Origin of the sequence: Aeromonas genomosp. paramedia, from assembly GCF_023093515.1 — a bacterium.
Taxonomy (GTDB): Bacteria; Pseudomonadota; Gammaproteobacteria; order Enterobacterales; family Aeromonadaceae; genus Aeromonas.
Map to the genome: position 1 here is coordinate 406,530 of NZ_JAAROG010000017.1, position 18,130 is coordinate 424,659.

An 18,130-nucleotide genomic window follows, 5' to 3' on the forward strand; every position below is an offset into this window, starting at 1 on the left:
GGGAGCGCACGCTCCTAATTCGTGGGCCTATCCTAGTGGCAGCGCGGTCAAAAAGCTTTGAAGCGGATCACAGTTGAAAAGGATTTCTGAAAGCGCTTTCACCGTTTGATGAAAAAGCTGGCCCGCATGGGGCCAACTTCATGGCTCAGGCCACGGACTCCCGACGCACCAGCTCAGCTTCAAACTTGAGCGCCAGACCCTCTACCGGCTTGTGATCCAGCAGGCGCAGGGCCAGCTCGGCGGCCCGCTCTCCCATCTCCTCGATGGGGTAGCGCACCGTGGTGAGCTTGGGATAGATGTAACGGGCATAGGGTATGTCGTCGAAGCCGACCACCGAGACCTGCTGCGGTATCTTGTAGCCCCGCTCCAGCAGGCAGGAGATGGCTCCCGCCACCATGGCATCGTTGAAGCCCAGCACGGCCGTGAAGGGAACGCCGCGCTCCAGCAGCTCGCTCATGGCCACATAGCCCCCCTTCTCGTCGGCGAAGGCGCGACCGATGAGGGCAGGATCCAGCTCGATGCCGGCCCGTTGCAGGGCGACACGATAGCCGGCCATCCGCTGCTGGCCATCGACGAACTCCTCGTCATCCGAGGTGATGAAGGCGATCCGGCTGTGCCCCGCGTCCAGCAGGTGCTGACAGGCCGTGGTGATGCCCGCCTGGTTGTCGAGCCAGACGCAGCGCTCCTCGCAGCCCGGCACCTGGCGATTGATGAAGACGATGGGGGTGGAACCCGACGCCAGCTCGCTCAGCTCTTCGTCCGGCAGCGCCTTGCTGTGCAGGATCAGGGCGTCGCACTGGCGTTGCAGCAGCGCCTGGATGGCGTGACGCTCCCGGGCCGCGTCGTGGTTGCCGGAGACCACTATGGTGAACTTGTTCGCCTTGTCGACCATGCTCTCGATGCCACGCATCATCTGGGCGAAGAAGGGGCCACCACAGAGATCCCCAACCAGGACACCGATGCAGTTGGAACGCTTGCTTACCAGGGCCTGGGCGAAGCTGTTTGGACGAAAACTCAGCTCCTTCATGGCCGCGAGCACGGCCTCGCGCTTCTCGGGTGCAACCTGCGCCGTGTTGTTGATGACTCGCGACACCGTCGAAATGGACACATTCGCCAGCTGAGATACGTCTTTGATCGTTGCCACTCTCAATTCCTTTGTTGGGGAGCCTGTCTGTGTTGATCGGGCATTATATCGAACCAGTCAGACCAAGACGCGGCGCCCGATCACCTGACAGGTTTCCTTTTGTAACAAAGCTTAAGGGATAATAACCATTCTGAGGCAAGAATGGGAGGCAGTCGCTGACGCGACTGCCTCGGTTCTCAATAGGCGTGATTGAGCTCGCGTTCCGACATGAAACGCAGGGGCTGCTGCAGCTTGTGCTGGTAGATGAGATCGAAGGAGAGCACGTTCTGGACGTAGTTGCGCGTCTCTTTATAGGGGATGCTCTCCACCCAGACATCCATCGGCTTGTTGGTGCTCTGATCCCGCCAGCGCTTGACCCTGCCGGGGCCCGCATTGTAGGCCGCCGCCGCCAGGATCCGGTTGCCGTCATAGACGTCCAGCAGCCGCTTGAGGTAGGCGCTGCCGAGGCGGATGTTCATGGCGGGATCGAACAGCTGCTGCTCGTTGCGATAGGGTACTCCCAGCTTGCTGGCGGTCTCCCTCGCGGTGGCCGGCATCAGCTGCATCAGGCCACGCGCCCCGACCGGCGACTGCGCCAGCGGATAGAGGGCGCTCTCCTGACGGGAGATGGCGTAGAGCAGGCTGGTGTTCATGGTGCGCTCCTGCGCCATCTGGGAGAAGGTACGCTTGAGGGGCAAGGGGAAGCGCAAGTCGATCGCATCCCAGGCCTCGGCCCGGATGCTGGAGAGGATCGCCAGCTCGTGCCAGCCCTGGTTGAGGGCGATATGACCGAACTCCAGGCGCTGGGCCACGGGGTTGCGATCCATGTTGTGGATCCACTCAGAGCGCGCCGCCGTGATCTCGTTCATCGCCAGCAGCTCGCGCACCCGCACCAGGAAAGGCCAGCGGCTGCTGGCGGTGCGCCAGTCCGGCACCTTGTGCCCCACGCTCTGGTTCTTGATGCGATAGGGCACACCGGTGCGCTGCGCCGCCATGAAGCCATAGAAGCCGCGCAGATTGGCGGTCTCGAGATAGAGCTCCCGCGCCGGTTTTTGCCGACCCTGCACCTCCAGTGAGCGTGCCAGCCAGTAGCGCCAGCGATCCTCCTTCTGCAGTGCCATGGGCATCCGCTTGACCCAGCCTTCGAGGCCGCGCCAATCCTGCTCCCAGATGGCGAGGCGTGCCCGCAGCTCCACCAGCTCGGCATCCTTCATCCGCACCAGGGTCGCATCCAGCCAGCTGCGCTGGGCGAGGGAGCGATCGAGCAGCAGGCGGCGGGCGGCGGCGCGCTCCACCCGAGCAACCTCGGCCTGGTTCAGGCCGAAGCGGCGCTTCATCTCCCCCAGCTGGCGCAGGGCGGGCTCGGGTTGCTCGTTGGCATAGCGGGCCAGCCCGAGGGAGAGCAGCTGCCTCGACTGCGGCGCCGTCGAGAAGGAGGCCGGGTTCATCGCCCTGGCCGGTTGATCAAACAGGGCTATCATCTGATCCCCATAGGGTTTCAGACTGCCCCCCAGCTGGGCGCCGAGGTGGCGGATGAGATTGGGGTTCTGCGCCTCGAAGGCCAGGTTCATCCGCTGCCAGATCTTCTCCTGGGTGCGCAGGCCCGCCTGCTGCCAGAGCTGGAACAGGAGATCGCAGGCATCGGGTCTGGACTGGCCGCTCAGCCAGAGCTTGCCCGCTTCCTGCAGGGCCTCGCTCTTGTGGCCGGTGTAATAGCGGGCCTGGTAGTGCATGCAGAGCAGATCGGTAGAGTTCGGCTTGGCCGGGTAGAAGCGCAGGAACTGGGACCACTGCTGGCTCTGGGCCAGGTAGGTGAGGTAAGCGCGCTCCAGACGGTTGGACTGGGGGGTATCCCCGTGCTGGCGGATGAAGCGGGTCACGTCGTCGTAGTCTGCCGCCCCGGGCCGGAACGCCAGTTGGTAGTAATCCAGATAGGGCAGCAGCGGATAGTGGTTGAGACGGGCGCGGATCTGCTGGAAGCGCTCCTGATCATTGGCACGCACGGCGTCATAACCCTCGCGATAGAGGGACTGCTCCATGGTTTGCGCAAAGACGGGGGCCACTAGCCCTGGCACACACAACGCCGAAAAGATGATTCCCTGCACGGCTTTCACGAAAGGCATTCTCCCTAAAGAAGAGGCATAACCACCGCCCGCTGGCGGTGGTGAGATACCTTCATTCTACCCGTTAAAGAGGGGCGCTACGCCACACTATTTTTGTCGGCAGGGGCGGCGCGATCATGGCGGCTCAGGCGGCTGATGTAGCGCTCCAGATAGGGCACGGGCAGCGGCTTGGAGGCGAGATAGCCCTGGAAGAAATGGCAGCCCTGCGCCTGCAGGAACTCCAGCTGCTGGCGGGACTCCACCCCCTCGGCCGTCACGTTGAATCCCATGTGACGGGCCATGGCGATCACCGCCTCCACTATGGCCATGTTGTCGCCATCCTTGGGGATGTCCTGGATGAAGGAGCGGTCGATCTTGAGTTCATCGGCGGGCAACCGCTTGAGGTAGCTCAGGGAGGAGTAGCCGGCGCCGAAATCGTCGATGGCGAAGCTGATGCCAAGGGTCTTGAGCTCGGCCATCTTGCTGATGGTGTCCTCCGCATGACCGAGCACCACGGACTCGGTGATCTCCAGGTTCAGGCAGGAGGGATCCATGCCGGTGGCGGCCAGCACATCGTGGATCCGATCGACGAAATCGTGGGCATGGAACTGCTTGGCACTGACGTTGACCGACAGCTGGGGCACGTGGATCCCGTTCTCCTCCCAGGAGACATACTGGGTACAGGCCTCATGCAACACCCAGTTGCCGATGTCGACGATGAGATCCGTCTCCTCGGCGATGGGGATGAACTCGGCGGGAGAGACCAGGGCACGGCCAGGCGGCTGCCAGCGGATCAGCGCCTCCACCCCTATGATGTCCCCCCCTTCGACCATGTGCTGGGGCTGATAGTGAAGGGTCAGCTCCTGATTGTTGAGGGCGCTGCGCAGCTCGTTGTGAATGAGCAGACGCCGGTCCGCCTGCAACTGCATGGAGGCATCGAAGAAACGCCGGGTCTTGCGACCCGCCGACTTGGCCTGGTACATGGCGGTGTCGGCCTGCTTGAGCAGATCCCCGGCCTCCTGCTCCCTTCCGGGGAAGAGCGTGATGCCGACGCTGGCCCCGATGTGCAGCACCTGGCCTCCGTGACTGTAGGGGGCGGCAATCTCGCCGATGAGCCGCTCGGCGATGAGATCGGCCTGCATCTCCGCCTGGGGCGGACTGATGGAGAGGCCAGGCAGCAGCAACACGAACTCGTCGCCGCCGAGCCGGGCCAGACAATCCCCCTGCCGCACCAGCCGCTTGAGGCGGTTCGCCACCTCCTTGAGCAGCCAGTCGCCGGTGGCATGACCGAGGGAGTCGTTGATGGTCTTGAAGTGATCGAGATCGATGAACAGCAGGGCGCCGATCAGGTGCTCGCGGCTCGCCTCGCTGAACGCCTGGGCCAGGGTCTCGTGGAGCTGGCGACGATTGGGCAAACCGGTCAGCTCGTCGTAATAGGCGAGATCCTGGATGCGGCGCTCCGCCGCCTTACGCTCGGAGATGTCTTCGAAGAAGATGACGTAGTGGCTGATGCCCCCCTTGTCATCCTGCACCGGCGTGACGATCTCCCACTGGGGGTAGACATGGCCGTCGGCGTGCAGGCGCAACGTCTCTCCCTGCCAGCGATCCAGGGCGTTGAGCTCATAGCCGAGCCCCCCGAGCCCGGACCAGAGGTCGTTGCCAAGGTGCAGGCCTATCACCCCCTGGCTGTCGAAGCCGGTGATCTGGCTGAAGGCGTAGTTGACCCGCAGGATCTTGAAGTCCGGATCCGTGATGATGATGCCTTCATGGGTTTCGAACGCCACCGCAGAGAGTCGCATCAGGGCGTCGCTCTGCAGACGCTCCAGCTCCGCCACCATGCGCACCGAGAAGATGGTCAGCACGGATCCCAGATCGGCGGTCTGGGTCTGGTTCGGGAACAGCAGGGCGAGATGGCCCAGGATCTGGCCACTGCGATCCAGCAGAGGCTGCGCATAGTAGTGCTGGCCAGGGGGCAGGCAGGTGCAGCCGGTCAGGGGCTCGCTGATGGGGGTCGCACTGGCGGCGCCCCGATAGAGCTGCTGACAGGGCATGTCCGCCAGGGCGTACTCCTTGAAGTCGATGCCGTGGCTCGCCAGCACCCTGAGCCGGTCAAGGCCCACCCGCTCCGTCAGCCAGACCGCGTTGGCTCCCAGAATGTGAGCCAGCTCGTTGACCAGGGTATGGCAGAAATCGAGGCCAGTCCTCGCGGAGAGCGCCTGCGCCAGCTGGGCCAGCAAGGGGGCTTGCAGCAGGGGAAGCGGCGGGGCCAGACTGGCGGGCGGCTCGGCGCGGCTGGCGGCGTTGTGAGCCATCTCCAGGGGCGCCAGCCAGCCGCAGCAGAGCTGCTGGGCAGGCACATACTGGCCGTACCAGAGCACGTGATGCACTGTGCCTGCCTCATCGCTGAGGTGACCGATGAACTGGCCGGGCTGGCCCGAATGGTGGAGTCTTGCGAGAAAATCGGCGAAACCGGATTCATCTTCTGGCGCCAGCTGGCTGGCCCAGGGATGAGCCCCCTCCCCTTGCCAGGGCTGGCAAGAGAGATGATCGGACAGACTCCACTGCTCATACTGTCGATCATAAAACCACATCATCTGGGTGGCTTGTTGCTTCATTTACAACTCCAACACTACAACCACATTATCCACCCCGACACATGCAGAAAAGCATATCCGTTTGTGCGCATATCTCCACCGGCGCATGGCAATCCTTTTGCGATGCGATAAACGATGTGGGTAGAGAAAATGCGAGACTGAGCGGTGAAAACCAGACATCGGGTCGACACAAGGCGCTGCCAAGGGGGGACAGAAACGATCCTATTCGCGCATACTGCCTGCCCGTTTCGCTGAGCTCAAGCGGTTTTTGGCATGAAACGGGAAAAGCTCACAATTTAGGGATTGCCGGATCACCAAGGGGATATTTTGTGATGCAGATCACATTTTGATTCAGCCACATGGGTAATCTGAGGGTGAAGACACAAGCAAGACGACCCGAAGGGGGCCAATATGAAAATCGAAATGACCAGTAAAATCATCGACATTACCCCAGCCATCCGCGAGCGCATTGAATCCCGTTTTGAAAAGCTCGAGCGTCTTCAGGTGCCTCTTATCACACCCCATGTGATCATCTCCAAAGAGCGTTTGATGTATATCGTCGAAGCCACCGCCGGCATTCCCAACGGCAAGTTGTTTGCGCAGGCAGAGCACGAGGATCTGTATGCCGCCATCACGGATCTGGGCCAGAAGCTGGAGCGCCAGCTCAATCGTCATATCGAGAAACCCCTCGCCCGCCGCGCGGCAGTCGCAGGCAAGGACGTTCCCGAGGTGGATGAAGCCGACGCCTAATCCCGGTTATCCCATCCATTGCGCAAGAAGGCGGGTCATCCCGCCTTTTTGCATCTTCTCCCTGCGCCTCTGGCATCAGGCCAGCCAGCGCAAGCGAGCATCCACCCCCCGCGTCAGATCATCCAGCAACGGCAGCATCAGCAAGGGATCCTCCCCCCTGGGCTCGGAGGCGAGCTTGCCCTGCCAGCGTTCCCGCCCGAGAGCAGACAGATTGTCATACACGGCGGGATCCAGCGCCGGTGTCCGGTTGACCAGCGGGGGAGATCGCAGCGCCAGCCAGAGCCGCACATCGGCCATGCAGCCCCCCTGCTGCAGGCGCTCGTTGAGTGCCCAGGCGCCGGATTCCCCCGGCTCGCCCGCCAAGGCGGCCTCGGGCATCAAACCGAAACGGGTGCGCCATGTCTGCTCTTGCGGCGCCGCCGTCGGGGCGGACCCAAACCAGGGTTGCTCCTCGACCGCATCGGTCAGCAGCGCCAGGTGCAGCCTGAAGTCGGCCCTGTCTCCCTGACGGAGATCCTGGTTGAGCCGCTGGCCCAACTGGGCTTCATCGACGAGCAGGCGATCACGAATGGCACTGGGCAGCATGGGATAAATCTTGGAAATAAGGGTTTCATTGCTTATCGGCCGTCAACCCAATCCTTTAAGCATTAAAAATCCCTGCCAAGGGGTTCACAAGCGCGACAGATCTGTTAGTATGCGCCTCGCACTTGGGGAGGGGTTCCCGAGCGGCCAAAGGGATCAGACTGTAAATCTGACGGCTCTGCCTTCGAAGGTTCGAATCCTTCTCCCTCCACCATTCAAGTGCCACAATCAGGTCATGCCCCGTGGAGGGGTTCCCGAGCGGCCAAAGGGATCAGACTGTAAATCTGACGGCTCTGCCTTCGAAGGTTCGAATCCTTCTCCCTCCACCACTCTTCTGAAGACCCGGCCTGGCGCCGGGTTTTTGCTTTTTCGGGCATCCCAATCCTGCCCTGCCCTGCCCTGCCCTGCCCTGCCCTGCCAGAATGCACCATGAAAAACGGGAGGCCAAGGCCTCCCGTTTTCGTGCTCATCCCCTTCACAGGGTGAAGCGATAGAAGATGTCTACCGCCTGGGCCACCCCGCTCATGGCCTGCAGATAGAGTCTGGGCATCAGCTCGTAGCGCAGCTTGAACTCGGCGATGGGGCTGAACACCCCGACGCCGTACTGGAACTGCAAGCCGGGCAGCAGGTAGGCAGACAGGGTCACCTGGGTATCGTCACCGCTCCCTGCGGTGTCGAGTGCCACATCGCTCATGCCCAGCGACTCCCCGATGCTGGAGACCACCCCACTCGCCTGGCTCACCGCCCCCGCCACCAGCAGGCCGTTGAAGCCGCCATCCTCGCCACTGGTCTGCAGCCCCTTGCCGCGCAGCAGGTAGGAGAGCTGCTCGGACTGCGCCATCTGCGGCTCGGAATAGACGGTGATCTTCGGCTTGGCCGCCGGCCCCGTCACCCGGACCCCGACGGTGACGTTGTCCTCTATGGTGTCGGGATCCCGGTAGGTCTCTATGTTGAGATAGGGCTGATCGATGGGGCCAGAGAAGAGGATCCGCCCCTCCTTGATGATGAGGTTCTGACCGTAGGCCTTGAAGCGTCCATCTTTCAGCTCCAGCTGACCGTTGCCCGACATGGGCTTGGATGGATCCTGGCGAATGCCGAGCGCCCCCGTCACCTTGGTCTTGAGCCCCATGGCCTCCAGCCGGACATCGTCACCGAGCCGGATGGCGAGCTTGATCTCCATCGGCAGGGGCTCTGCCTTGGGCACCGGCGGCAGATCGTCATAGATGACGGTCACGTCATCCGAGACCGCCACCGCACTCTCCGGCAAGGTCTTGACCAGGATGCGCGACCAGGGGATGTCCACCTGACCGCTGACCCTGGTCTCCTCCCCCAGGGAGATGGCGATGTCAGGCGTTACCCTGACCCGACCCATGCCCGGGTACTGGGCTTCCAGATCCTTGCCCTTGATGGTGAGGCTGCCGGTCACCGGCAGCCTGGCCCAGCTCAGCCAGCCCCCCAGCACGAGCGGCCCCTTGCCCACCAGCATGGATCCGTCGAGTTCGGCCCGGTTGCCGTCTATCTTGAGGCGGGTCACCAGCCTGGAGAGGGTCACCATGTCGGAGTGGGTCTGCACCTCCCCCTCCAGCAGGTTCAGCTCACCGTACAGCAGGGGCGCCGCCAGGGTGCCATCGAAGCGGGCATCCGCCGAGATGAAGCCTTGCAGGGAGCGCACCTCGGGGATGAGGGGGGCAAAGGTCGCCAGCTTGAGGTCGTCAAACTTGAGCTGACCCGACAGCTGGCCACGGCCAGCGGGCTCCTTTATCAGCAGATCCGTGTCTATGTTGCCTATCTGTCTGGAGGCGAAATCGAGCCGGATGGCGGCCTGCTGGCGTTCGAAATCGACCCCGAGCTCGAGGCGCTGGTACTCGGTCTTGATCTCGTCGGCCACCAATGTACCCGGCGTGGTGCGCACTGTGGCGTGCAGGGTCGGCTGGCTGCCGCGCCAGCTGGCGCGCCCGTCCGCCGACAGCACCGCCTGCCAGCGGAAGTTGTCCGGCAACCAGGGGCGCAGCCGCTTGAGGTCGAACTCGCTCAGGGCAAACTCCAGGCTGCCCTGGGCGGCCGAGATCTGGCTGCCCTTGACGCAGAGGCTGGCCTTCTGGGAGCCCAGGCAGAGGTCCCCCATGGTCAGCTGTTGTCTGGGCAAGTCCAGATCCAGGGACCAGGGGGCGGTCAGGGACCAGCGCTTGAGCGGGGTCTTCACCTTGAGCTCGGAGAGGGTGCCGCGCCAGCGATCCCCGCGCAGGCTGCCACTCAGACGCAGGTCCGCAGCCACCGGATCCCCCTTCATGGTCAAGGTGAGACCGTGGCGGTCGAGATCGCCACTCAGGTTCAGGGCTATCTTGGAGAGCGCCGTCGTCCCCTGCACCAGACTCGCCACCGTCAGGGCCAGCTCGCCGGCCGGTTTGTCCCCCACCAGGGCGTTGCCCTTGATGACAGTCTCTTTCAGCACGGTCCCGGCATAGGAGAGGCGGCTCGAGACCAGATCCGCATTCACCCTCGGCACCTGCTGGCTGCCGGTGACGCGCACCTGTCCCTTGAGGTCGCCCCCAAGGCCGGGGTAGATGCCGCCGAGCTTGGGGGCATCTATCTGGGCATCCAGCTTCCAGGCCTGGGCGGTGAGCGCCCCCTTGGCCTGCAACTGGTTGGGACCGCTTTGCAGCGCCAGGGCCGGTATGGTCCACTCCATCTTGTCGTTGCCGCTGAGGGCGCCCTTGAGCGCTAGCGGATACTGGTTGAGCTTGCCGTCCACCTTGAGCTCGGGCAGGGCCAGCTGCCAGTGGCCCGCCTCGTCAAGCTCGAAGCGGCTCGCTATCTTGCCCGCCAGCGTCCCCTTGATCTCGGGCATCAGCTCGGCCGGATTGATCCCCTTGAATTCGGTGGTCCCCTGCCACTGGACGCCCTTGCGCCAGGCGAGCTTGCCATCGAGCCTGAGCTCCCCCTTCAGGGCGCCCAGCAGCAACTTTATCTGGCTCAGCTGCTCCAGATCCCCCTTGCCCGAGAGCGCCAGCTTGAAGGGGGGCACGTCCGTACCCTTGCCGGCGGTGTCGAGCGCAAACTGATAGCCAGAGAGCTTGCCCTTGGCGCTCAGGCTGCCCTTGTCCAGCCGATAGCTCGGCTCATCTTTGGCCGGTTTGTGCAGCGGCCAGCCGAGGCTCTTCCAGTCCAGCGCCAGATCGAAGGGCAAGTCGGGATCCAGCGTCGCCAGCGTCCCCTTGAGGTTGGCCGCGATCGGTCCCTTGGCCTTGAGCGCCAGCCCCAGCTTGCCCACGGAGCCATCCAGGGTCAGGTTCGCCTGCTCGGTGTCGAGCTCCCACTGCTTGAGCCCCTTGCGGGCCTTGGCATCCAGGGTCAGGGCGAGGGGATAATCCGAGGTCAGGCTGACATGGCCCTTGAGCGCCAGATCCGCCATGGCGTGGCGCAAGGAGAGCTCCCGCACCTCGATGCGCGCATCCTGGGCCTTGGCCGACAGCAGCAGCTTGTCGAGCCCCTCGACGAGCTCCCCCTGCTGGTAGCGCACCCGGGTCGCCGCCAGGCCTTCCAGCTGGATGGGGAATGGCAGGCGGATCTCGGGCAGCTGGATGGGGGCGGTCGCCTCTGGCTTCGCCTTGGCGGTCGCGGTCTCCTTGGGCTTGGCCTTGGCCGTCTTGCTGGCGGCCGGCTTGGCCGCCTCGTCGGCAGGAGGGGCCTCGGCCAGGGTCAGGTTCAGGCCATCGAGCACGGGCCCGCGCACTATGAGCCCCTTGCGATCCAGGGTGGCGCCGATGTCGAGGGCGGCCAGGGTCACCCCAACACCGGGGACGGCCAAGTCCAGATCCGTCACCTTGAGGCTGTCCACCTGGATGCGCAGTGGCAGCGGGCGCCAGACGAAGGGCTCGGTGGGCTCTTCCGGCACAGGCTCAGCGTCGGCGACCTTCACCATAGGGTGGGTGACCGTCAGGGATTTTATCCAGAGCTTGCCCTGCAGCAGCTTGCCGAGATCCCAGTCCAGCACGGCCCGCTCGACGGTGACGTCCACCAGCTCGTCCTGCCAACCGACCCCTTCCAGGGTCCAGCCATAGCCGAGTTGGCCCGCCACCAGCTCCCCCTTGAGGGAGGGCAGCGCCCCCCTCGCCTGCTGCCACAGCCACTTGTTGCCCTGATGGGTGAAGCCCAGCAGGCTGACGCCGATGAGCAGCAGGAAGACGAGCCCCATGAGCCACAAGAAAATACGCTTTACCCAGATCACAGCGCAGACCCCCGAGAAAGAGGCAGCCGCAGCGGCCAGGAGAGAGAAGAGAGAGGATGAGTGGGTTCAAACCGGATCATAATTCGGGCCCCAGCGCGAAATGCAGCCGCAACGGCTTGTCCTCCTCGGAGATGGCCACCGCCAGATCCAGCCTAACCTGGCCGATGGGCGTCACCCAGCGCACCCCGACCCCGGTGCCTATCTTCCAGGCCTCGCTGTAGTCCACGGTAGCCGTGCCGCCATCCACGAACAGGGCGCCGAGCCACTTGTCGCTGAAGCGGTAGTTGTACTCCAGGCTGCCCACGCTGGTGTAGCGCCCGCCGGTGAGCTTGCCATCCTCGTCCTTCGGCGAGACGGTCTCATAGCCGTAGCCACGTATGGTCTGATCGCCGCCGGTGAAGAAACGCAGGGAGGGGGGCACCAGGGAGAAGTCATCCCCTATGATGGCCCCCTGCTCGACCCGCATCAGGAAGCGGTGATCCTCCCCCAGGGTGCGCAGCCACTTGCTGCGCCCCCACACCCGCATGAAGTTGATGTCCGAACCCCAGTAGGGGCTGGAGAATTCCGTCGTCAGTTGCTGACGATCCCCCCACTCCGGCACCAGGCCGCCGCGCACCCGCAACCGTGACCAGGAGACCCCAGGGATCAGCAGCAGACTGTTCCCCTCGTCGTTGCCCTGCACGTAGCGCTCGTTCTCCAGCCGGATGAAGACGTCCCTGTCCCAGCTCTCCGGTCGCCGCTTCCAGCGGTGCACGCCGAAGGTGGCCAGATCGGAGCGGGTATCGTTGTTGTCTGTGTACTGGTAGCCGGCCTGCAGGGAGTAGTAGTCCCGCAGCGGGTTGCCGACCGGGATCTGGTAGTCGAAACTGAGCTCCGCCTCCGGGGCCGAGATCTTGGCGGTGCTGGAGAGGCTGTGACCGTAGCGGTTGACCCAGGGCTTCTCCCAGGTGGCACTCAGGCGCGGCCCCACGTCAGTGGCATAGCCGATACCGGTTTCGATCTCGTGGTCGACCCGGTTCGAGAGGGTCACCTGCACCGGCACCCGATTGCCCTCGGCCTGGCTGATCATGGGCTTGATGTCCACCTGCTTGAACAGCTTGGTGGAGGAGACGTCCTGGGACATCTCGGCCAGCCGGATCGCCAGATAGGGGTCGCCACTCTTGATGTTGATGAGCGGCCGGATGAGGCGCAGGGCCTCCGGCGTCGCATCGTAATTGATCTCGCCGAAGTGATAGCGGGGACCGGAGCGGAACAGGATATAGATCTCGGCCTTGCCCTGATCCGGGAAGACCTTCACCTGGCTCTTGCTGATCTTGGCGTCAAAGTAGCCCCGCGCCAGCCCCAGGCTGCCGAGATCCGCCTTGATGGACTCGTACTTGCCGTGGTTGAGGGGATCCCCCTCCTTCAGGGGCAACTTGTCCAGCAGCTCGCTGTAGACCTCGTCGCTGCCCGCCTCCCCTTCCAGCAGAATGTCGAGGCGCGAGATGAGCACTGGCTCCCCCCGTGCTATCTCGATCACCACCCTGGCGGGGGATTTCTTGTCGCGAGCGAGGGTGATCTTCGGCTGGTAGTAGCCATAGACCTGCAGGGCTTTCTGCACGCTCTCGGTGATCTTGGCGCGGGCGGGACGGTACTGACGCTCCTGGTAGACCGGCAGGGCATTGAGATAGGCCTCGACGTTATCCTTCTGCTCCCCCTTGATGCCCTTGATCTGATAGGTCAGCTTGGCCGCCATGGCGGGGGTCACCAGCAGCCACAGAGAGAGGGCGAGCAGCAAGGTGCCGAGCCCGGGGCGACGGGTTCGCCCGGGTGAGGTGAACCCGGCAGGCAAAATAGGATGGCATCCTGTCAAACGTCAATTTCCCCGAATAACATAAGTAAAAAACTGTTCGATTTAGAATGATAATGGGGCCCACCCCAGGCGAGCGCGGCTCATCCTAGCATAACCGCAGTCGCGAAATCCCCCTCTCCCCCGGGGCTGGCATCCTCTTCCGGGGCCGGCTTTCACCGGGAACTGAGAGGGAAAACCGCCCGTCAGCGGGGAAAGTGCGCACTCTCCCGGCAAGGGTCGTACAAAAAAACGGCACCCACGCCCGATGCCGGCAGCGCCTTCCCGTCGCCGCCCGTGGCGCAGCTGCGCTCGCCACGCGACAACCCCTGTCGGACTACCCCGGACCTTGAGACCCAGGATCCCCTGGCAGGGTTGACATCACCGTCTGGCGCCCCCATTGCCATATCCTGCTATTGAACAGGAAAATAAGTTTAAATCAACAACTTGAATAGGTGGCACTAAAGCTTCGTTCAATCCAATCGATTTATCCCGCTGCCACTGCCACCTTCCCTGCCCCACACTGATGTCATCAAATCGCAGGAGAGATCCCATGCACTTACGTAGCGAACAACTGGCTGACTACATAGCCGACCGACTCGAATTCGTCACCTTCCTGGCCTGTTGCAGTGCCCTGCTGGCCCTGTTGACCGGCATGAACGGTCAGCAGGCCCTGGCCTTCACCGCCCTCAACCTGCCCTTCGGTCTCGCCCTGCTGCTGGGGCTGGCCATGCTGGCACCGCTGCCGGTCCACTGGCGCCTGCCCGGGATAGCCCTGCTGCTGGTCGGCGGCGCCCTGCTCACCCTGCAGCTCGGTGGCGACTGGCTCAATCCCCTGGCCATCTGGAGCCTCTACGCCCTGCTGGGGCTGGAGATCCTCTGGCAGTCTCGCCCCAGGGCACGTCTGGCGACCCATCCCCGCGGCTGATGTGCCGCCGGCGGGGCTGACGCGCGCGCCGAATTGGAGTACCCTTGCGCCCCCTTTACCCTCGCCGAGGAGCGTTCCGATGAAAAAAGCCTGTGCCCAGCACATCCTGGTCAAGACCGAAAAAGAGTGTCTCGAGATCAAGGAAAAACTCGCCAAGGGTGCCGACTTCGGCCAGATGGCCAAGCGCTTCTCCACCTGCGCCTCCGCCAAGCGCAGCGGCGATCTGGGGGAGTTCTCCAAGGGGGACATGGTCAAGGCCTTTGACGATGCCGTCTTCAAGGGGGAACTCCTGACCGTGCTGGGGCCGGTGCGCACCAAGTTCGGCTTCCACCTCATCAAGGTGCTCTACCGCAACTGAGAGCCCTCCCCGCGCCCCAGCCCTGACAAGGGCTCGGCCGGCTTCCTGCCCGGCCGACTCCTGGCCACCGCCCTGCAGCCCCTGCGCCCAGGGCGGTAAAAAGCGCCAAGATAAAGATAATTTACTAACGTTATCAGATAATTAAGTTTATCCTTCTGGGCATTGCTCCATCATAACCAGTGGATCCTGCATATGCACAGCTATTTGTGGTGGCCCCTGCTGGCCTGGTTGCTGCCCCTGGGGGGCGCCCTCGGCAGCCGGGCCCATCTCTGGCCCTGGTGGCTCGGTTTCGCCCTCTGCCTCGCGAGCGCCCTGATCAGCCTCTGGCTCCTGCTGCGCCTGCCCTGGCGCTACCGCAGCTCCCCCTGTCTGTGGGCCGATGCCTGGGGCATAGCCCCCCTGCTGCTGCCCCTGCTGTTTGTCGTTCAGGCGCTGCGCTCACCGCTCACCAACGACGTCAGCACGGATCCCCATCATCCGCCCCGTCTGCTGTGGGCCGAGCAGCTGAGAACGGCTGAGGATCTCCCCGTCAATGCCCCCCCCTTGCAAGTTTTCCCCGGCAACCCCGGTCCTCTCTATACCCGAGCCTCCCCGGCCGAGGTGATCGCCGAAGCGGACGAGCTGATGACGGAGCTCGGCTGGCGGGTGCGCCCGAGCCCGGACGGCCTCGATGCCGTGGTCACCACCGGCTGGTTCGGCTTTGAGGATGACGTGGCGCTACGGGTCTTCGCCGGGCCGAAAGAGACCCGGGTCGACATGCGCTCCGCCTCCCGTCAGGGGCGCAGCGATCTGGGGGTCAACCGGGCACGGATCCAGAACTTCCTGACCCGGCTCAACGAGCGGCTGGGGGGCGCCTACAAACCCAAGATGCAGAAAATGGAACAAGAGGAATAACATGCGCGTTGAGGTCAAGCCTGATCGGGAATATGCCTGGTTTATCCGCCCCTTTTTCTGGCTGCAGCAACGCAACTACGGTCAGGTACTGATCCCGGGCAAGTGCTGGGGTCGCTCGCCGCGCCTGTTTGCCGCCGTCGCCACCCTCTACGGCGTCATCAACCGCAAGCGCTCCCCCATAGACCCCGTGCTGCGCTCCCTGGTGACGGTGCGGGTCTCCCAGCTCAACTGGTGCCGCTTCTGCGTCGACATCAACGCCATGACCCTCATCAAGCGCGCCGGCTCAAGCGACAAGGTGGAGGCGCTGGCCCAGTGGCGCCAAAGCACCCTGTTCGATGAGCGCGAGCGGGCGGTGCTCGACTACACCGAGGCCATGACGGGGCTGGACGGGGTGAGCGACCAGCAGGCCGCGCGGCTCAAGCCCTGGTTCGATGACGATGCCCTGGTGGAGCTCACCGGCCTCATCGCCTTCCAGAACATGTCGGCCAAGTTCAATGCCGCCCTCGACATCGCTCCCCAGGGCTTCTGCCAGTTGCCGGTGCAGCCCGAGCGCCCGGCGCCCTCCGACAGGGACGGCCAATGAGCCGGGGCCGCCTGCTGTTGTTGCTGGTGATGGGATGCCTGAGCGGCGCCTTCTTCGCCTTCGATCTCGATGCCTATTTCAGCCTCCCCCGGTTGCAGGCCCACCAGGAGCAAGCCTCGGCCTGGGTGCAGGCGCACTTCGGCCAGGCGGCCCTGCTGTTCACGCTCCTCTACGTGGCAACCACTGCCCTCTCCCTGCCCGGCGCCGCCCTGCTGACCCTGGGGGGCAGCGCCCTGTTCGGCGTCGGCTGGGGGCTGCTGCTGGTCTCCTTTGCCAGCACCCTGGGGGCCACGCTGGCCTTTCTCAGCGCCCGCTTCCTGCTGCGCGACTGGGTGAGCCGCCGCTTCGGCGACAAGCTGGCCACCTTTGAAGCCGGCATGGCGAAGGATGGGGCCTTCTACCTGCTGAGCCTGCGCCTCATCCCCCTCTTCCCCTTCTTTCTGGTCAACCTGCTGATGGGGCTCACCCCCATCAGAGTCAGTACCTACTACTGGGTCAGCCAGCTCGGCATGCTGCCGGGCACCTTCGTCTATGTGCTGGCGGGCAGCGAGCTCGCCACCCTCACCAGCACGGGCAAGATCCTCTCCCCTAGCCTGGTGGCGGCCCTGACCCTGCTCGGCCTGATGCCCTTGCTGATGCGCTGGCTGCAACGCAGGCTCGCCCTGCGCCGCCTGCACGCCCCCTATCGCAAGCCGGCTCGCTTCGACTACAACCTGCTGGTGATAGGCGCCGGTGCCGGAGGCCTGGTCACCAGCTACATCGCAGCCGCGGTCAAGGCCAGGGTGGCGCTGATCGAACAGCACAAGATGGGGGGGGATTGCCTCAACACCGGCTGCGTTCCCTCCAAGGCGCTGATCCGAAGCGCCCGCTTCGCCGTTGAACAGCGCAAGGCCGGCGAGCTTGGCTTCAGCCCCAGTCAATCACAGGCCGATTTTGCCGCCGTGATGGCACGGGTGGCGACGGTGATCAAGGAGGTCGAGCCCCACGACTCGGTTGAACGCTATCAGGGGCTGGGGGTGGAGTGCATCCAGGGCCGGGCCCGCCTCGTCTCCCCCTGGGAGCTGGAGGTGGACGGCAGACGCCTGAGCAGCCGCCACATCGTCATCGCCACCGGCGCCAGGCCCCTGGTGCCCAGGCTGCCGGGTCTCGAGCAGGTGCCCTACCTCACCTCGGACAGCCTCTGGCAACTGCGCGAACCGCCCCGCCACCTGCTGGTGCTCGGCGGCGGCCCCATCGGCTGCGAGCTGGCCCAGAGCCTGTCCCTGCTCGGCATTCCCGTCACCCTGGTGGAGCTCGCCGATCAGCTGCTGCCCCGGGAAGAGCGGGAGGTGGCCGAGGCGCTGGCCGAGCAGATGAGCCGCGACGGCGTGCGGCTGCTCACCGGCTGGCGGGCGGAGCGCGCCGACTACGAGCCCGCGGCCGAGGGCATTCTGCCTGTCCGGCTGCAACTGCGTCGGGGGGAGGAAACGCAACTGGTGGAAGGGGATCAGCTGCTGCTGGCCCTGGGCCGGGTCGCCAACGTGAGCGGCTTCGGGCTCGAAGAGCTGGGGGTGGAGCTGGCCCCCCGTGGCACAGTCAAGGTCGACGGCTTCCTCGCCACCAACTACCCCAGCATACTGGCGGTGGGAGACGTAGCAGGCCCTTACCAGTTCACCCACTTCGCAGCCCATCAGGCCTGGTATGCGGCGGTCAACGCCCTCTTTGGCCAGTTCAGACGCGTCAAGGCGGACTATCGCGTGATCCCGGCGGCCACCTACACCAGCCCCGAGATTGCCCGGGTCGGCCTCAATCGCAAGGAGGCCAAGGCCCAAGGCATTCCCTTCGAGGTGACCCGTTTCGAGCTGGCCGAGCTGGATCGCGCCATCGCCGACGGGGAGCGCCACGGCTTTATCGAGGTGCTGACGGTGCCGGGCAAGGAGAGGATCCTCGGCGCCACCATAGTGGGCACTCACGCCGGCGAGCGGATCGCCGAGTTTGTGCTCGCCATGCGCCACCGCCTGGGGCTTGGCAAGATCCTGGGCACCATCCACGCCTATCCCACCCTGATGGAGGGGAACAAGTACCTGGCCGGCGAGTGGAAGCGGGCCCACCAGCCCACCCGCCTGCTGGCCCTGCTGGCCCGTTATCACAGTTGGCGCCGCGGCGCCTGAGCCCACGAGA

The 18,130-nt window shown here is 64.4% G+C and carries 12 protein-coding genes and 2 tRNA genes; 8 read left to right on the forward strand and 6 right to left on the reverse strand.

The features are described 5' to 3' along the window. Positions 1 to 145 precede the first annotated feature (145 nt). From HB860_RS12395 to HB860_RS12405, 3 genes are all read right to left on the reverse strand, one after another. Entirely contained in the window at positions 146 to 1,144 is a 999-nt protein-coding gene (locus HB860_RS12395) for a LacI family DNA-binding transcriptional regulator (protein WP_041206143.1), read from the reverse strand. 176 nt (positions 1,145 to 1,320) lie between these two features. Beyond that, complete coding sequence (locus HB860_RS12400) at positions 1,321 to 3,237, reverse strand: transglycosylase SLT domain-containing protein (protein WP_247626846.1); 1,917 nt, start codon at positions 3,235 to 3,237, stop codon at positions 1,321 to 1,323. 86 nt (positions 3,238 to 3,323) lie between these two features. Beyond that, the gene (locus tag HB860_RS12405; RefSeq protein WP_247626847.1) at positions 3,324 to 5,840 is read right to left on the reverse strand and encodes a putative bifunctional diguanylate cyclase/phosphodiesterase; all 2,517 of its coding nucleotides are present in this window, start codon (positions 5,838 to 5,840) and stop codon (positions 3,324 to 3,326) included. Positions 5,841 to 6,230: 390 nt separating this feature from the next. On the opposite strand from HB860_RS12405, the gene hpf reads away from it, so the two are divergent. Then, the gene (gene hpf / locus HB860_RS12410; protein ID WP_025326380.1) at positions 6,231 to 6,569 is read left to right on the forward strand and encodes a ribosome hibernation-promoting factor, HPF/YfiA family; all 339 of its coding nucleotides are present in this window, start codon (positions 6,231 to 6,233) and stop codon (positions 6,567 to 6,569) included. A gap of 75 nt (positions 6,570 to 6,644) precedes the next feature. Here the strand turns inward: hpf and HB860_RS12415 are convergent, their stop codons facing one another. Continuing rightward, positions 6,645 to 7,154: a VC2046/SO_2500 family protein gene (locus HB860_RS12415; protein WP_247626848.1), complete on the reverse strand. Its 510-nt coding sequence runs from the start codon at positions 7,152 to 7,154 to the stop codon at positions 6,645 to 6,647. Between the two features lie 126 nt (positions 7,155 to 7,280). On the opposite strand from HB860_RS12415, the gene HB860_RS12420 reads away from it, so the two are divergent. After that, positions 7,281 to 7,365 (forward strand) — tRNA-Tyr (locus HB860_RS12420). A 30-nt stretch (positions 7,366 to 7,395) separates the two neighbouring features. Continuing rightward, positions 7,396 to 7,480 (forward strand) — tRNA-Tyr (locus HB860_RS12425). A 146-nt stretch (positions 7,481 to 7,626) separates the two neighbouring features. On the opposite strand, the gene tamB is transcribed toward HB860_RS12425, so the two are convergent. Continuing rightward, the gene (tamB, locus tag HB860_RS12430; RefSeq protein ID WP_247626849.1) at positions 7,627 to 11,379 is read right to left on the reverse strand and encodes an autotransporter assembly complex protein TamB; all 3,753 of its coding nucleotides are present in this window, start codon (positions 11,377 to 11,379) and stop codon (positions 7,627 to 7,629) included. Between the two features lie 76 nt (positions 11,380 to 11,455). Further along, the gene (tamA, locus tag HB860_RS12435; RefSeq protein WP_139436419.1) at positions 11,456 to 13,231 is read right to left on the reverse strand and encodes an autotransporter assembly complex protein TamA; all 1,776 of its coding nucleotides are present in this window, start codon (positions 13,229 to 13,231) and stop codon (positions 11,456 to 11,458) included. A 529-nt stretch (positions 13,232 to 13,760) separates the two neighbouring features. On the opposite strand from tamA, the gene HB860_RS12440 reads away from it, so the two are divergent. From HB860_RS12440 to HB860_RS12460, 5 genes are all read left to right on the forward strand, one after another. Continuing rightward, the gene (locus HB860_RS12440) at positions 13,761 to 14,135 is read left to right on the forward strand and encodes a hypothetical protein (RefSeq protein WP_139436421.1); all 375 of its coding nucleotides are present in this window, start codon (positions 13,761 to 13,763) and stop codon (positions 14,133 to 14,135) included. Between the two features lie 79 nt (positions 14,136 to 14,214). After that, positions 14,215 to 14,493, forward strand: coding sequence for a peptidylprolyl isomerase (locus HB860_RS12445; RefSeq protein WP_042650241.1), 279 nt, complete (start codon positions 14,215 to 14,217; stop codon positions 14,491 to 14,493). A 192-nt stretch (positions 14,494 to 14,685) separates the two neighbouring features. After that, positions 14,686 to 15,387: a DUF1499 domain-containing protein gene (locus tag HB860_RS12450; protein ID WP_139436423.1), complete on the forward strand. Its 702-nt coding sequence runs from the start codon at positions 14,686 to 14,688 to the stop codon at positions 15,385 to 15,387. Between the two features lies 1 nt (position 15,388). Next, a complete protein-coding gene (locus tag HB860_RS12455) occupies positions 15,389 to 15,970 on the forward strand; it encodes a carboxymuconolactone decarboxylase family protein (protein ID WP_247626850.1) in 582 nt (193 codons plus the stop codon). Further along, positions 15,967 to 18,120 (forward strand): FAD-dependent oxidoreductase, encoded by a 2,154-nt coding sequence (locus HB860_RS12460; RefSeq protein ID WP_247626851.1) that lies wholly within the window; start codon positions 15,967 to 15,969, stop codon positions 18,118 to 18,120. Before HB860_RS12455 ends, HB860_RS12460 begins: the two co-directional genes overlap by 4 nt. Positions 18,121 to 18,130: the final 10 nt, after the last annotated feature.

Excerpts from the sequence above, each read along its gene's own strand:
- HB860_RS12455 (WP_247626850.1), top strand. The coding sequence starts at position 15,389 with ATGCGCGTTGAGGTCAAGCCTGATCGGGAATATGCCTGGTTTATCCGC.
- HB860_RS12415 (WP_247626848.1), bottom strand. The coding sequence starts at position 7,154 with ATGCTGCCCAGTGCCATTCGTGATCGCCTGCTCGTCGATGAAGCCCAG.
- HB860_RS12460 (WP_247626851.1), top strand. The coding sequence starts at position 15,967 with ATGAGCCGGGGCCGCCTGCTGTTGTTGCTGGTGATGGGATGCCTGAGC.
- HB860_RS12450 (WP_139436423.1), top strand. The coding sequence starts at position 14,686 with ATGCACAGCTATTTGTGGTGGCCCCTGCTGGCCTGGTTGCTGCCCCTG.
- HB860_RS12445 (WP_042650241.1), top strand. The coding sequence starts at position 14,215 with ATGAAAAAAGCCTGTGCCCAGCACATCCTGGTCAAGACCGAAAAAGAG.
- hpf (WP_025326380.1), top strand. The coding sequence starts at position 6,231 with ATGAAAATCGAAATGACCAGTAAAATCATCGACATTACCCCAGCCATC.
- HB860_RS12405 (WP_247626847.1), bottom strand. The coding sequence starts at position 5,840 with ATGAAGCAACAAGCCACCCAGATGATGTGGTTTTATGATCGACAGTAT.
- HB860_RS12440 (WP_139436421.1), top strand. The coding sequence starts at position 13,761 with ATGCACTTACGTAGCGAACAACTGGCTGACTACATAGCCGACCGACTC.